This window comes from Curtobacterium pusillum (assembly GCF_013359865.1).
Taxonomy (GTDB): domain Bacteria; phylum Actinomycetota; class Actinomycetes; order Actinomycetales; family Microbacteriaceae; genus Curtobacterium; species Curtobacterium pusillum.
This window is the reverse complement of record NZ_JABMCE010000070.1, coordinates 20,128-34,331: the sequence shown is the minus strand read 5'-3', so window position 1 is coordinate 34,331 and position 14,204 is coordinate 20,128. Positions and strand designations below refer to the sequence as shown.

Genomic DNA, 14,204 nt, shown 5'->3' with positions numbered 1-14,204 from the left:
CCGCGCGGCCAGCGACGTGACCATGGGACGGACTGGAGGCGCGGTGCAGGCTGGAACCGCGCCTCCAGGCCCCGTCGGGTCGCGTCAGTGCCCGCGGGTCGCTTCAGTGCCGTCTGGTCGCGTCAGTGGAACTGCGGGACGATGAGGTAGATGCCGTAGAGGACGGCGGCGCCGGACACGACGAAGCAGGCGACCGACAGCGACCGGAACCAGCGCATCGCGGGGTTCGCCGCTCCCGGCACCGGGAAGCCGTCAGTCGCCGGGCCGACGGTGCCGTCGTCCTTGACGGTGTACTTGCCGGCGCGGGTGTCGGCGGCGCTCCAGAACCGGAGGCCGATCGAGTAGACGGTGACCACGAAGCACGCGCCGACGAGCGACACGATGGCGACGGTCAGGAACGCGAACCAGTCAATACCCATCAGCGACGACCTCCCTTGCGGCCGGCCATGCGGCGGAGCGTGCGCTCGCGGCTCAGCTCGGCACGACGAGCAGCAACGGTCTCGGCGCGCTTCTTGCGCTGCATGTCGCGCAGCTCCTTGCGGGTGAACACGGCGTTGGCCGCGACGTCGACCTCGATCGCGGCCGCCTGCTCGTGCGGCTTGCGGAGCGACCACAGGTACAGAGCGAGGATCACGACGGCACCGACGAGCGTGTCGAGCACCAGCCCGAGGACGCCGAGACGGGCGATGCCCGAGGCGACCGCGCCGACCGCGGCCGCTGCCGGCAGCGTGATGAACCAGGCGATGACGATCTTGCCCGCGGTGGACCACTGGATCTTCGACCCGCGCCGACCGAGACCGGCGCCGATGATCGACCCGGAGGAGACCTGCGTGGTGGAGAGCGCGAAGCCGAGGTGGCTCGACGCGAGGATCGTCGCGGCGGTGGACGCCTCGGCCGCGAAGCCCTGCGTCGCGCGGATCTCGGTGATGCCCGAGCCGAGCGTGCGGATGATGCGCCAGCCGCCGGTGTACGTGCCGAGCGCGATCGCGAGCGCACACGCGACGACGACCCAGAACTGCACGCCCTGGTCCGTCGACTGCGCTCCGGAGGCGATGAGCGTCAGCGTGATGACGCCCATCGTCTTCTGCGCGTCGTTCGTGCCGTGCGCGAGCGACACCATCGAGCTGGTGAAGATCTGCCCGATGCGGAAGCCGCCCCGCTCGTTCGGGAACACCGGGCGCCTCGTGAGCCGGTACGCGATCCGCGTGGAGAGGAAGGACACCAGCGCCGCGATCACGGGCGAGAGGAAGGCGGGGATGATCACCACGGTCAGCAGGGCCGCGTAGTTCACCGCGTCGAAACCGGCACCGACGATGGCCGCACCGATCAGCCCGCCGAACAGCGCGTGCGACGACGAGGACGGCAGCCCCCGCAGCCACGTGATCATGTTCCAGACCACGGCGCCGATGAGTCCGGCGAAGATCATCTCGGGTGTGATCGCCACACCGCCCGGCCCCTCGTTGATGAGGCCGTGCGAGATCGACGTCGCCACCGCGGTGCTGAGGAACGCACCGACGAGGTTGAGCACCGCCGCGACCGTGACGGCCACCTTGGGCTTCATCGCGCCGGTGGCGATCGGTGTCGCCATCGCGTTGGCGGTGTCGTGAAAACCGTTTGTGAAGTCGAAGAAGAGGGCCAACGCGATGACCAGGACGACTATGAGTGTGATGTCCACCGCGGGCCAGTGTTCCGCATGGGACCGCCCCGTGGCAAACCCTGTTGTTCACGCGGTGTTCACCACGCCTGCGGAGTCGTTCAGGTTGTGAACCATTCCGATGGGAGAATGTACGGATGGACACGGTGGAGCTCCTCATCCTGTTGGTCGGATCGCTCGCCGTGACCGGCTTCGCGCGGGCGAAGGGGTTGCCCGCACCGCTGCTCGTGACGGCCGTAGCGCTCGCGGCGTCGTTCCTCCCCGGGCTGCCCGCGATGGAGATCGACTCCGAGGTGATCCTGACGGTGATCCTGCCGCCGCTGCTCTACTCGGCGGCGCTCGACGTGTCGTGGCAGAGCTTCCGGACCTCGATCAAGCAGATCCGGCGCCTCGGCATCTTCCTCGTCATCATCACCGCGCTCGCCGTCGGAGCGGTCGCGTACGTCCTCATCCCGGACATGACACTGCCGGCCGCCATCCTGCTCGGAGCGATCGTGGCGCCGCCGGACGCCGTGTCCGCCGCCGCGATCGGCCGGAAGCTCGGTCTCCCCCGTCGCGTCATGACGGTGCTGTCCGGTGAGAGCCTGATCAACGACGCCGCCTCGCTGACCCTGGTCCGCGTCTTCACGCTGATCATCGCGGGCACCTCCCTCACGATCTGGCAGGACCTCGGCATCTTCGGGCTCGCGATCGGCGTGGGACTCGCCGTCGGTGGCGTGCTCGGCGTGCTCGTGCACTGGATCCGGATGCGGATCAACGACCCGGTGGTCGAGACGATCATGAGCATCCTGCTGCCGTTCGTCGCGTACATCCTGGCGGAGGACCTCTCCGGCTCCGGCGTCATCGCGGTCGTCACCGCCGGCCTCTACGTCGGCTACAACTCGCCGAAGGAGGGCTACGCCACCCGTCTGCAGGAGCGTCCGCTCTGGACGAGCATCGACGTCATCCTCGAGGGATTCGTGTTCGCCCTCATCGGCCTGCAGCTGAACACCGTCGTGCAGGACCTCGTCGAGAGCGAGCGGAGCCTCGCACAGACGCTCACCGCCGCGGGCGTGGTGCTCGTCGTCGTGATCCTCGTGCGCCCGCTCTTCGTCTTCGAGTCGTACGTCCGGAACCGGATCAACGGGCGTTGGCTCCGCCCCCTGCGCGTCCGTGCGTCCCGAGGCCACCCGAAGCTGCGCTGGCTGCGGGGCACCGCCGAACCGAAGCTCAACTGGCGGGAGCTCACCGTCATCTCGTGGACCGGCATGCGCGGCGTGGTCACCCTCGCCGCCGCCGTGTCCGTCGTCGCGAACCCGACGGACATCCCCGCGCAGGACACCATCTTCATCATCGCGTTCATCGTGACCGTCGGCACCCTCCTGCTGCAGGGCCTGACGCTGCCGTTCGTCATCCGGTCGCTCAAGGTGCAGGACCCGGACGAGGACGACGAGGACATCCGCAGCGAGATGCGCCTCAACCAGCGCACGACAGAGGCCGCGATCGAGTTGCTCGAGCAGCGTCGGCCGGACTGGTCGAAGCAGTTCGGCAGCGAAGCCGTCGACTCCGTCGTGAACCGTCTGAAGGCCCGGCTCGAGCGCCAGGCGGAGACGTTCCGCCGCGACGCCGAGGAAGAGGAGGACGAGGAGCGCAACGCCCCGGTCCGCCTGCGCGGTTCTCAGATCCAGGACATCCGGCGGGAGCTGCTCGACCGCCGCCGTGAGATCGTGCTCGAGGAGCGCGAGAAGGGGAACCTCGACGAGGAGGTCATGCGTCGCGTGCTCGTGACGCTCGACGCCGAGGAGCTGGCGATGGACTCCGCGCAGGCGTCGCGCAGCAGGTCGTAGGGGGAAGGCGTCCGGCGCGCACGCACCCCGTGCGGCGTATCCTGGCGGCCCCACCAAGAACAGGAGCGCATCGCCGAGTGAGCACGCCGCGGAACGACGTCCCCAGGAACAACGACCTCCCGGATCGCGACGGTGGGCCGCGGCTGAACCCCGCTCCGAAGCAGCGTGCGACGCGCCCCTCCACGCGCGGCGGCTCGAAGCCTCGACGGGGTGCGCCGGTCGCCGGCACACGCCCGAACCGTGCCGGCAGCGTCGCCCGCGTCCGCCAGGCACCCGTCCCGGAACCGCAGCGGATCAGCCGCTACCGCCGCTGGTTCGGCACGCTCCACCCCTCGCTGCAGCTGATCGGCCTGCAGTTGTGGATGCCGCTGTTCTTCATCGTCGGGTTCTGCCTCTGCTACGTCTTCGCGTTCCACGCGCCGCACCCGCACGACGTGCCGGTCGGCGTCGTCGGCGGCGACCCGACCCTGTCGGCCGCCGTGCAGAAGGCGTTGCCGGGCGAGTTCGTGTTCCGCACGTACGACTCGCTCGCGCAGGCGAAGCGGGACGTCCTCGCCGGCACGATCGCCGTGGCGTACGACCCGTCCACGAACGAGGTCTTCAAGGCCACGGCGCACCAGTTCCAGGTCGCGTCGCTCGTTCCCGTGACGCTCAGCACCGTCCTCACCGGGATCGGGGTCGCGGCGCCGACCGTCACCGAGCTCGCGCCGCTCCCCGCGTACGACGAGTACGGGACCGTCTCGATGTACGTCATGCTCGCCTGGTGCATCGGCGGCTACATGGTCGCGATGTTCATCGGCATCATGGGCGGCCCGCTCCGGCACCGCACCCGGATGGCCGTCATCGTGGTCGGTGGTCTCGTCATCTCCCTCATCACGAACACCCTCGCCGGCCCCGTCGTCGGTGCGATCCACGGGCACTGGATCGAGCTCGTCCTCATCGCCTGGGGCTGGATCGTCGCGATCGGTCTCGCCGTCAACGGGCTGAGCTACTTCGCCGGCCGGTTCATCGCCGCCCCGGCCATGATCTGCTTCGTCTTCCTGTCGATGCCGTCGTCCGGCGGTGCCTACCCGAAGTGGTTCATGCCCGAACCGTTCGCGTGGCTCAACAACGTCGTCGTCGGCTCGAGCATGGTCGACATGATCAAGCACCAGATCTACGGCGTCGGCCCCTCGTACGCTCGAGGCCTCATCACGATGGCCTGCTACGCCGCCGCCGGTCTCGTGCTCATGTACTTCGGCAAGATGTGGTGGGAACACCGCCGCATCCGTGCGATCGTCAGCGGCCGCACCACGATGTTCCAGGACGCCCAGACCGCCAACCGCGAGTTCCTCGGTCGGCAGCGCGACGCCGAGCTCGAACGGCACGGCCTCACCTCGACCGAGACCGGCACGCTCAGCGTGCTCCGCGACGACGGCTGGGAGGACGAGCGCGCCAACGGCGACGTCTTCATGGGCGGACGCGACGGGCTCGAGATCGAGGCCACGCCGACCGGGCGCGTCCCCGTGGTACGGAACACAGACCGCTCCGGTCCACCGCAGCGGCCGGGAGGCGCGGCGACCGCTCCGCGCACACGTACCGGTCCGCGGGCGGACGGTTCCATGACACCGGGTCGTGCCGACGCATCGGCTCGCTCCGCCGACGGGGCGGCCAGGCCGGGCGGAGCACCGCGTCCGGACGGCTCCGCCGAGCACCCGCACGGCCGCCACGCGGACCGCTGAGGCGCACGCCACGCGTATCCTGGGGGCATGAACCCGCGCATCGCCTGGCACCGCGTCCTCGTCACCGTCGTCGTCGTGTTCCTGGTGCTGACGGTCGGCTTCTACGTCACGAGCGTCGTCCTCGCCCCGGCCGACGGCCGGAACGTCGCCGGGCTGTTCGTCGGCTGGGCCATGTTCGCCATGGTCGGCGCGATCGTGTTCGGCATCATCGACTTCTTCGTGCGCCCGCTCGGCGGCCGGAGCGGTGACGCCGAGGTGATCGCCGCCGCCGAGGAAGCACGGACCGGCAGCACCCGCACCCAGACCCGCTGAGACCTCCCGCGCCCCGGGTCAGCTCGCGACGACGGTCAGCACTCGACGACGTTCACCGCGAGGCCGCCCTCGCTCGTCTCCTTGTAGCGGGCGGACATGTCGTCGCCCGTCTGCCGCATCGTCTCGATGACCGTGTCGAGACTGACCACGTGCCGACCGTCGCCCATCAACGCGATCCGCGCCGCGGTGAGCGCCGTGGTCGCCGCGACCGCGTTGCGCTCGATGCACGGGATCTGCACCAGACCGCCCACCGGGTCGCACGTCAGCCCGAGGTGGTGTTCGAGGGCGATCTCCGCCGCGTTCTCGACCTGCTCAGGACTGCCGCCGAGCACGGCCGTCGCGCCGGCAGCGGCCATCGCACACGCCGAGCCCACCTCCCCCTGGCATCCCGCCTCCGCTCCCGAGATCGACGCGCCGGCCTTGATGAGCGAGCCGATCGCGGTGGCCGTCAGCAGGAAGTCCCGGACGGACGACCGGCCCAGGCCGAGGCTGGCCGTGAGGTGCCGCAGCACCGCGGGCAGCACACCCGCGGCACCGTTCGTCGGTGCGGTGACGATTCGGCCGCCGGCGGCGTTCTCCTCGTTCACCGCGAGCGCGTACACGGCGATCCACTCGGTCGAGGACGCCTCCGTGCCGCGCTCCGTCAGGTGTGCAGCGGCCTCGGACGCCCGACGGCGCACCCCGAGTCGGCCGGGCAGTGTCCCGCGTGCGCGGAGGCCGGCGTCGATGCAGCCGTTCATCGTCGCGGCGATCGCGTCGAGCCCGGCGTCGATCGCGTCGTCATCACGCAGGAGGCGCTCGTGCTCGCGGGCGACCGCGGCGATGCTGCGGCCCGCGGCGGCGGCGACGAGGTCGCTGCCCGTGGCGTACGCGACCCCGGAGCCGGCGCCCGTACCCGTACCGGGGGCGACCGTCTCGTGAGGTGACGCGGCGGCGGGGTCGAGCCGCGCCTCCCGGCCGTCCGCCAGGACCACGAACCCGCCGCCGACGGAGAGCCAGGTCTGCGTCAGGAGGGTCCCGTCGACGCCCTCCGCCCCGAGCGTCATCGCGTTGGGGTGTCCGTGGTGCCGCGCGAACGGCTCGAACGTCATGTCGTGCCGGTGGAACGGGACGGACCCGCCGGGGACCGGCACGGGGTGCGGCCGCTCCGGCCCCGGTTCCGTCATCGCCGCCCAGGTGCCGCGGACGGCGTCCGGGTCGCACGTCTCCGGCTCCGCTCCCCCCAGCCCGGCCAGCACGGCGTCCGGAGTGCCGTGCCCGATGCCGGTTGCGGCGAGGGAACCGTGCAATACGCAGGTCCAGCGCGTCACCTCCGGCAGCCGGTGGCCGAGGGCCGCCCGGAAGCGGGCGGCCGCGCGCATCGGTCCGACGGTGTGGGAGCTCGACGGGCCGATGCCGACCGAGAAGAGGTCGAAGACCGAGACGTGCACCGTCGGAGCCGTCGCGACCGTCGGAGCCGTCGCGGCCGTTGGAGCCGTTGCGGCCGTTGCGGCCGTTGCGGCCGGGCTCAGCACGTCAGGCATCGCCGCGGGCGTGGGTCGTCGCCCCCGGCGTCCGGGTGCGCGCGGCCTGCAGGAACGCCTCGGCCGCGGGACCGGTGGCCGCGGCGACCACGGTGCGGGCGAGCCCGATCGCCGCGTCGAGGGCGGCGACGTCCCCGGCGGGCCCGCCCGCATCCGCCGCGAACGCGGGGGTGTGCGCCACCCCGACGGCCCCCAGCAGGGCGATCATCGGGTGGATCGACGGCACGACCTGCGACACGTTGCCCATGTCGGTCGACCCGCCGACCCGCTCGCCGCCGCCGGCGACCGTCCGACCGAGGGCACGGAGCGCGTCGTCCCAGAGCGCGGCGAGGGTCGGGTCCTGTCGGAGCTCGTCGTAGCGCGGCTCGGCACGCTCGCTCTCCCACGTGCAGCCGGTGGCGATCGCCGCACCCTCGAAGCACGCGAGCACGCGGCGCTTCGCGTCGAGCATGACGTCGAGCTCGTGGGCACGGACCTCGGCACGGACGCGGGTCATGCCCGGCACGATGTTCGTCGCGTCGCCACCGTGCTCGACGAAGGCCGCCACCCGGATGCCGTCGACCAGCTGCTGGCGGAGCAGACCGATGGCGCTGAGCGCCAGGGTCGCGGCGTCGGCGGCGTTGACGGCCTCGTGCGGTGCGGCGGCGGCGTGCGCCACCCGGCCGGTGAACGTGACGTCGAAACGATCGACCGCCTGCGTCCCGACGAGCGAACACGCGACGTCCTCGGCGGCGGCCGTCCCGTGGGCCATCAGGGAGATGGTCGCACCCTCCCACGCACCGCGCTCGAGGAGGATCGCCTTCCCGCCACCGTGCTCCTCCGCCGGCGTGCCCAGGAGCACGACCGTCAGACCGGCCTCGTCGGCGACCTCGGCGAGCGCGAGTGCGGCACCGAGACCCGCCGTGGCGATGACGTTGTGACCGCACGCGTGCCCGATCCCGGGCAGGGCGTCGTACTCCGCGCAGACGACGACCCGGAACGGGCCGGTCCCTGCGACAGCCTCGAACGCCGTCGGGAGTCCGTAGGCGCCGCGTTCGACCGCGAAGCCCGCTCGCTCGGCCTCGGACGCCAGCAGTTCGGCCGCGTGGTGCTCCTCGAACGCCGTCTCGGGGTCGGCGTGCACGGCGTGGCTCACGCGGAGCAGCTGCTCGGAGCGGGCGCGGACGGCCGCCTCGACGCGGTCGGTGAGTGCGATGGGGGCGGTGACGGTCATGTCGTTCCTTCGTGGATCGGGTGCGGGGTGGATCTGGGGTGCTCGGGCGGCGGGGCCTCGGTCAGTGCCAGAGGCCGAGGGCGAACTCGGCGACGACGACCGACAGCAGGTACGAGGTGACGATCGCGACGAGACCGACCGGCACGATCTTCCAGCCGATCGACCTGAGCTTCGGCAGGTCCTTGCCGAGGCTCAGCCCGGCGATGGTGAGCACGACGGTGCAGATCGAGAGGAAGTCCACCGTGTTGAGGACGTCGACGAGCCACGGGCCGATCGGCGAGACGGGACTGGTCACGAGGGCGCCGACGGTGGTGACGACGATGAGGCTGGCGATCTTGCCGCGGGTCAGCCGGTACACGCCGAGTCCGATGAGGACGAGCGCACACATGAGGACGTAGCCGAGCGGGATCTGCCAGGTGAACCCGCCCGCGGCGATCGAGGAGACGACGGTGCCGACGACGACCAGTGCGGGGAGCGAGACGAGCAGGCGGACCCGGGAGCCGGAGGCCGGGGCCTCAGTCGCAGCGGCGGAGCCGACGTCGGTCGCGGCGGTGACGACGAGCGGTGCGGCACCGACGGTGCGCGCCGTCGTTCCGGCCGTGCTCACCGTGGCGCGGCGCGTGAGACGCTCGTAGACCTTCTGCGCGAGCGGCAGGGCGACGTACATGCCGACGTACATGCCGAGCAGACCGGTGATGAGGTTCGACGTCGCGGCGAGCGCGAGGACCTGCTCCTGCATCCCCGGGTGCTCGGCCACGACCGCGGCGACGGCGGCCGCCATCATCGAACCCGAGCCGACCCCCGCTCCCATCGCGAGCGCCAGCGGGTCGAACACGTGGAGGGACGTGGCGAACGACGCGACGATCGTGATGACCACGGCGCCGAGCAGCGTGCCGAACACGTACATCGAGAGGGTGCCGCGGTACTCGTCCGAGTCCGGGCCGAAGCGTTCGCTCACCATCGCGAACGATCCCTCGCGGTCGATCGAGAACGTCGCCCCGATCGTCGCCCGGCCCATCCGCAGCAGGACGGCGAGCGGCAGGGCGAGGACGATCGTGCCGAAGAGGTGGCCGACCTCCTGCAGGAGCAGCGCCGGCCCGGCGTCGACGAGCAGTCCGATGTTCGGGCCGATCGTGACGGACAGCCGGGCGATCAGCAGGAGGACCGCGATGCCCATCACGGCGCTCGCCGCCCGTTGCAGGTCCACGCCGAGCGGACGGAACCGCTGCGATGAGACCACACCGCCGGCGAGGAGACCCCACACCATCGGGAGGACGGTGATGCTCGCGACGCCGATCGGGATGACGGCGGGGCCGACGATCTGCGCGAGCGAAGCGATCACGAGGAGGAGCACGAGCACGATCCAGACGCGCTGGCGTCGTGGTGTCCGAGCGGGGCGGGGCGCGGGGGCGGTGGTACGCCCGGCGGTCGGTGCGGGGGCGGCGGTGTCGGTCATGACGGGTTCCTCCTGATCGGGGAGATCGGCAGCGGGGATGGTCCGTGGTGCGATGCGGGCAACGTACGATCGACGTGTTTCCGGAACGTCACATCGCAGGATCTGCGCGATCAGGGGAGGTTGGATGCAGGATCACAGCCTGTCAGTCGAGGAGCGTCGGCTTCTGCACGCGCTGCAGATCCAGCCTCGGGCACCGTGGTCGGCCATCGCCGCCGCGCTCGGGAGCGACGCCGTCACGGTCGCGCGGCGGTGGACCCGGCTGCAGGAACGCGGGGTCGCGTGGATCGCCGTCTACCGCGCGGCTCCCTCCGTCACCACCGCCCTCGTCGAGGTGCAGTGCCCGCCGTCCGAGACGATGCGGATCGTCGAGGAGCTCACCCGCGATCCCGAGGTGCTCACGATCGACGTCACCACCGGCGGACGCGACCTCCTCCTGACCCTCGTGTGCGACAGCCGCGACGCCCTCGCACGCTATGTCCTCGAACGAATGGGCACCCTGCCGGAGATCCGGGCGCTCCGCACCCACATCGCGACCGCGACGCTCGCCGATGCCCGGAAGTGGCGACTCCGCGAACTCGACTCCACGGAGACCGCCGCGCTGGAGCCCTCCGCTCCCCCGGCGCGTCTGCCGTCCGTCCCGCCGGAGGTCGCCGCGCGGATCCGGGACGTCCTCGCCCGCGACCCGAGGATCACCATCACCGGGCTCGCCGCCGAACTCGGGACGACCCCGCCGCGGGCATCGGCGATGCTCGCCTCGGTGCTCGCCTCGGGCGAGGTCGTGCTCCGGACGGAGATCGCGCGACCGCTCTCGGGCTGGCCGGTGTACGCCTGGTACTTCCTCGACGTCGACCCGTTGCAGCGCACCGCGGCGGTGCAACGGCTGACCAGGCTCGGCGAGTCCCGCCTCGTCGCCTCGATCGTCGGCGGGTACGACATCGCGCTCGCGGTGTGGCTGCGGTCGATCGACGACGTCGCGCGCATCGAGACGTTCTTCGCCGAACACGTGCCGGGAGTCTCCGTCGCCGACCGGTCGGTCGTGCTCCGGACGCCGTACCACCTGCAGAAGCGCATCGACGCCCAGGGACGCTACCGGCCGACCCATCCCGAAGCCGATGCCGAGGCCGACGTAACGGCTCCCGGCCCCTGACCGTCGGGCCCCTGTCCCTCAGGGCTCTGTCCCTCAGGCTCCTGTCCGTCGGACCCCCGGCCGGCCGGACCCGTCGACCCCGGTGCCGGTGAACCCGGCCACCGACGCGTTGTCCTCGGCGAACGAGAACCGCGCCCGCACCGATCCCCCGCGCAGCACCCCCGGCAGCCAGTACCCCGCGTCGTCCCACATCGCGTCGTACGGCACGGCGTCGACCGGGATCCACCGGGGCACGAGTTCGTCACTGCCCGACGGGGTGCCCTGCCAGCGGCGGCAGACGAAGACGTCCGAGACCTGGGACCAGGACGGACGGTACGGGAACCGGTAGTCCAACGTGCCCCGCGCCTCCAGGTCGGCGGCGTCGATCCGCAGGCCGACCTCTTCGAACACCTCGCGCACCGCGGTCTCGACCGCGGACTCCCCCGGTTCCCGCTTCCCGCCGGGGCCGACCAGGCGGCCCGTGCCGAGCCCGCGCCGCTTCTCGCCGAGCAGCACCTGCGGCCCCGAACCGTCGTCGCGGACCAGGTACACGACGACCACCGCGGGGTGCTGGGACTTGCTCTCGTCGCGCGTGGTCACACGACCAGTCTGGCCGATGAAGTGGCGTACGCTCGTTCCATGGCAGGCGTGCTGCGGGGGCACCATGGCTGAGCCCCGCAGGACCGGGCGCAGCCTCGAAGTGCTGCGCGCCGAGGCCGCCGAGGAGATCTCGATGATCGTCGAGCACCGCAGCCGCCAGGGCGAGGACCCGTGGGAGTTCATGCCGACGCTCCCCACCGTCGACGAGCAGGTCGTGCTCATCCTCCGCGCGGATGCCGTCGAGCTCGACGCCGCGATCGGCCAGCGGAGCGCGCAGTGGTCGATGCACCCCGCGTCCGGCCAGGGCACGCGGCTCGGCGAGGAGTACCACCGTCTGCGCCGCATCGCGCTGCAGCACCCCGAGCTCACGCCCGCGGTGTGGAAGCTCATGGGCGCCCTGCCCGAAGCCGGCTAGCTCGTTCCCGGTCGGGCTGCGGTTGGATGGGGTCATGACCGAAACCGTCCTCGCCGTCCTCAACCAGCCCTCCCGCGACGCCGCCCCGCACGACCCCGCCGCGGATGCCTTCACGTTCGCCGGGCCGCTCGAGGAGCACATCCAGGTGCAGGACCTCGGCATCATCCGCGGCGACGGCGTGTTCGAGACCATCACCGTCGTGGACGGGCACCCCCAGGCCGTCGAACCGCACCTGGCACGCTTCGAACGGTCGGCACGGATGCTCGACCTCCCTGTTCCGGACGTCGACGCCTGGCGCCGGGCCGTCGAAGCCGTCTGCGCCGAGCTCGACCCGGTGCGCGAGGCCTTCGTGAAGACCGTGCTCACCCGCGGCGTCGAGGGTGCCGAACGGCCGACCGGGTGGGTCTACGCGGCACCGTCCGGAGACTCGACCGCCGCCCGTACCGAGGGCATCTCCGTCGTCACGCTCGACCGCGGGTACCGACACGACGTCGAGCGGACCTCGCCGTGGCTCCTGCAGGGCGCGAAGACGCTGTCGTACGCCGTGAACATGGCCGCGCTGCGCGAGGCCGCGCGTCGCGGGGCCGACGACGCCGTGTTCGTCTCCACCGACGGCTACGTGCTCGAGGGCACGCGAGCGAACCTCGTCCTGTCGGTCGGCGGCCGGCTCGTGACGCCGCGCACCGACATCGGGATCCTGGCCGGCACCACGCAGGCGGACGTGTTCCGCTTCGCTGCGGAGGCGGGCATCGAGACCGCCTACGAGCTCATCACGCTCGACGACTTCCACGCGGCGGACGCGGCGTGGCTGGTGTCGAGCGTGCGGCAGGCGGCACCGATCCGAGCGGTCAACGGGAACGCGCGGGAGATCGACGCAGAGCTCACGACGCGCATCAACGAGTTCCTGCTGGCGCGCGAGGTCTGAGCGCGGGGCGCGGGCCCGGCGGCCCGGGCCGCGTCACCTTTGCGACACCCCGCGCGTCGATCAACGCGTGGAACGTCGTGGTGCGCCCGTGACGGACTGGAGGCGCGGTGCCAGCCGGCACCGCGCCTCCAGTCCGGTGTGGTCGCTACCAGCGCGGAGTGGTGACGCCCGCCCCGTCGGCGTACTCGAAGACGGACGCGCCCTCGATCCAGACGCGTGTCGCGCGGCTGGTCGCGTCGAGCGGGTCGCCGTCCCAGAGGACGAGGTCGGCGTCGTAGCCCTCGGCCAGGCGACCGACGCGGTCACCGAACCCGAGGAACTCGGCCGGGTTGGTCGTGAGCGCCTCGAGCGCCGTCTGGCGCGGCAGGCCCTCCTTCACTGCGGCGGTCGCCTGGTCGACGAGCATGTTGATCGGGACGACCGGCGCGTCCGTCGTGATCGCGATGCGCACTCCGGCGGCGGCGATCTTCGCGAGGTTCGGGATGCCGCGGTCGCGGAGCTCGACCTTGGAACGGCTGGTGAAGAGCGGGCCGTAGATGACGGGGATGTCCTTCTCGGCGAGGACGTCCGCGATCTTGTGCGCCTCGGTGCCGTGGTTCACGACGAGGCGGTACCCGAACTCCTCGGAGAGCCGGATCGCGGTGGCGATGTCGTCGTGCCGGTGGGTGTGCTGGTCCCAGGCGAGCTCGCCGTCCAGCACGCGGACGAGGGTCTCCTTCGAGAGGTCGCGGGCGAACGGCTCGTCCTTCGCGGCGGCGGCGTCGCGCGCGGCACGGTAGTTCTGCGCCTCGACGAAGGCGTCGCGGATGATCTTGGCCACGCCGAGACGGGTGGACGGCGTCTGGCCCTTGCCGCCGTAGACGCGCTTCGGGTTCTCACCGAGGGCGCTCTTGATGCTCACCGCATCTGAGATGAGCTGTTCGTCGATCGTGCGGCCACCCCAGGTCTTGATGGCGACGGTCTGACCGCCGATCGGGTTGCCCGAGCCGGGCTTCACGACGATGCTCGTGATGCCGCCGGCGAGCGCGTCGCGGAACCCCTCGTCGTCGATGTCGATGGCGTCGATCGCCCGGACGCCGGCCATGTTCGGGCCGGTCATCTCGTTGGTGTCGTTGCCGGCGTCGCCGTTCGCTTCCTCGTGGATGCCGACGTGCCCGTGCGCCTCGACGAACCCGGGGACGAGCCACGCGCCGGCCGCGTCGACGACCGGGAGACCCGGCGGCGGGGTGACGTCGGGTCCGATCGCGGTGATCCGACCGTCTTCCACGACGACGGCGCCACCGTCGAACTCGGGGGCGGAGACGGGGACGACGTGCGCGTTCGTGACGACGAAGGAGTTGCTCATGCCACCACGCTACCGAGGACGAGCGACATCCCCACCATGCATACGACATATGAACTGTTCGCGTCGCAGAACGCGTACCACCTACGTT

At 71.5% G+C, this 14,204-nt stretch carries 13 protein-coding genes; 6 read left to right on the top strand and 7 right to left on the bottom strand.

What is annotated here, in order from left to right:
- Positions 1–122 precede the first annotated feature (122 nt).
- A complete protein-coding gene (locus HP507_RS07455; protein ID WP_175351157.1) occupies positions 123–419 on the bottom strand; it encodes a hypothetical protein in 297 nt (98 codons plus the stop codon).
- Positions 419–1,675 (bottom strand): inorganic phosphate transporter, encoded by a 1,257-nt coding sequence (locus tag HP507_RS07450; RefSeq protein WP_271207145.1) that lies wholly within the window; start codon positions 1,673–1,675, stop codon positions 419–421. The genes HP507_RS07455 and HP507_RS07450 overlap by 1 nt, the downstream gene beginning before the upstream one ends.
- 116 nt (positions 1,676–1,791) lie before the next feature.
- Here HP507_RS07450 and HP507_RS07445 point away from each other — a divergent pair, with 116 nt between their 5' ends.
- From HP507_RS07445 to HP507_RS07435, 3 genes are all read left to right on the top strand, one after another.
- Positions 1,792–3,480, top strand: coding sequence for a cation:proton antiporter (locus tag HP507_RS07445; protein ID WP_175351156.1), 1,689 nt, complete (start codon positions 1,792–1,794; stop codon positions 3,478–3,480).
- A 77-nt stretch (positions 3,481–3,557) separates the two neighbouring features.
- Entirely contained in the window at positions 3,558–5,201 is a 1,644-nt protein-coding gene (locus tag HP507_RS07440; RefSeq protein ID WP_175351155.1) for an ABC transporter permease, read from the top strand.
- A 27-nt stretch (positions 5,202–5,228) separates the two neighbouring features.
- Positions 5,229–5,513 (top strand): hypothetical protein, encoded by a 285-nt coding sequence (locus HP507_RS07435; RefSeq protein WP_175351154.1) that lies wholly within the window; start codon positions 5,229–5,231, stop codon positions 5,511–5,513.
- A 35-nt stretch (positions 5,514–5,548) separates the two neighbouring features.
- Here the strand turns inward: HP507_RS07435 and HP507_RS07430 are convergent, their stop codons facing one another.
- The 3 genes from HP507_RS07430 to HP507_RS07420 form a co-directional block, all read right to left on the bottom strand.
- Positions 5,549–6,943, bottom strand: a complete 1,395-nt coding sequence (locus HP507_RS07430; RefSeq protein ID WP_271207147.1) for an L-serine ammonia-lyase — start codon at positions 6,941–6,943, stop codon at positions 5,549–5,551.
- Positions 6,944–7,028: 85 nt separating this feature from the next.
- On the bottom strand, positions 7,029–8,249 hold the full coding sequence (locus HP507_RS07425) for a M20 family metallopeptidase (RefSeq protein ID WP_175351152.1): 1,221 nt from the start codon (positions 8,247–8,249) through the stop codon (positions 7,029–7,031).
- Positions 8,250–8,310: 61 nt separating this feature from the next.
- Positions 8,311–9,705, bottom strand: a complete 1,395-nt coding sequence (locus tag HP507_RS07420) for a DUF3100 domain-containing protein (protein ID WP_175351151.1) — start codon at positions 9,703–9,705, stop codon at positions 8,311–8,313.
- 124 nt (positions 9,706–9,829) lie between these two features.
- Between HP507_RS07420 and HP507_RS07415 the strand changes: the two genes are divergently transcribed.
- Complete coding sequence (locus HP507_RS07415; RefSeq protein ID WP_175351150.1) at positions 9,830–10,852, top strand: Lrp/AsnC family transcriptional regulator; 1,023 nt, start codon at positions 9,830–9,832, stop codon at positions 10,850–10,852.
- Between the two features lie 33 nt (positions 10,853–10,885).
- Here HP507_RS07415 and HP507_RS07410 read toward each other — a convergent pair whose 3' ends face one another.
- Entirely contained in the window at positions 10,886–11,431 is a 546-nt protein-coding gene (locus tag HP507_RS07410) for an 8-oxo-dGTP diphosphatase (RefSeq protein WP_217508582.1), read from the bottom strand.
- Positions 11,432–11,495: 64 nt separating this feature from the next.
- On the opposite strand from HP507_RS07410, the gene HP507_RS07405 reads away from it, so the two are divergent.
- Both HP507_RS07405 and HP507_RS07400 read left to right on the top strand, forming a co-directional pair.
- Positions 11,496–11,846: a tryptophan synthase subunit alpha gene (locus tag HP507_RS07405; protein WP_175351148.1), complete on the top strand. Its 351-nt coding sequence runs from the start codon at positions 11,496–11,498 to the stop codon at positions 11,844–11,846.
- Between the two features lie 34 nt (positions 11,847–11,880).
- Positions 11,881–12,771: an aminodeoxychorismate lyase gene (locus tag HP507_RS07400; RefSeq protein WP_175351147.1), complete on the top strand. Its 891-nt coding sequence runs from the start codon at positions 11,881–11,883 to the stop codon at positions 12,769–12,771.
- A 145-nt stretch (positions 12,772–12,916) separates the two neighbouring features.
- Here the strand turns inward: HP507_RS07400 and HP507_RS07395 are convergent, their stop codons facing one another.
- The gene (locus HP507_RS07395; protein WP_175351146.1) at positions 12,917–14,116 is read right to left on the bottom strand and encodes an amidohydrolase; all 1,200 of its coding nucleotides are present in this window, start codon (positions 14,114–14,116) and stop codon (positions 12,917–12,919) included.
- Positions 14,117–14,204 lie beyond the last annotated feature (88 nt).

Excerpts from the sequence above, each read along its gene's own strand:
- HP507_RS07435 (WP_175351154.1), top strand. The coding sequence starts at position 5,229 with ATGAACCCGCGCATCGCCTGGCACCGCGTCCTCGTCACCGTCGTCGTC.
- HP507_RS07405 (WP_175351148.1), top strand. The coding sequence starts at position 11,496 with ATGGCTGAGCCCCGCAGGACCGGGCGCAGCCTCGAAGTGCTGCGCGCC.
- HP507_RS07420 (WP_175351151.1), bottom strand. The coding sequence starts at position 9,705 with ATGACCGACACCGCCGCCCCCGCACCGACCGCCGGGCGTACCACCGCC.
- HP507_RS07425 (WP_175351152.1), bottom strand. The coding sequence starts at position 8,249 with ATGACCGTCACCGCCCCCATCGCACTCACCGACCGCGTCGAGGCGGCC.
- HP507_RS07455 (WP_175351157.1), bottom strand. The coding sequence starts at position 419 with ATGGGTATTGACTGGTTCGCGTTCCTGACCGTCGCCATCGTGTCGCTC.
- HP507_RS07445 (WP_175351156.1), top strand. The coding sequence starts at position 1,792 with ATGGACACGGTGGAGCTCCTCATCCTGTTGGTCGGATCGCTCGCCGTG.
- HP507_RS07395 (WP_175351146.1), bottom strand. The coding sequence starts at position 14,116 with ATGAGCAACTCCTTCGTCGTCACGAACGCGCACGTCGTCCCCGTCTCC.
- HP507_RS07415 (WP_175351150.1), top strand. The coding sequence starts at position 9,830 with ATGCAGGATCACAGCCTGTCAGTCGAGGAGCGTCGGCTTCTGCACGCG.
- HP507_RS07400 (WP_175351147.1), top strand. The coding sequence starts at position 11,881 with ATGACCGAAACCGTCCTCGCCGTCCTCAACCAGCCCTCCCGCGACGCC.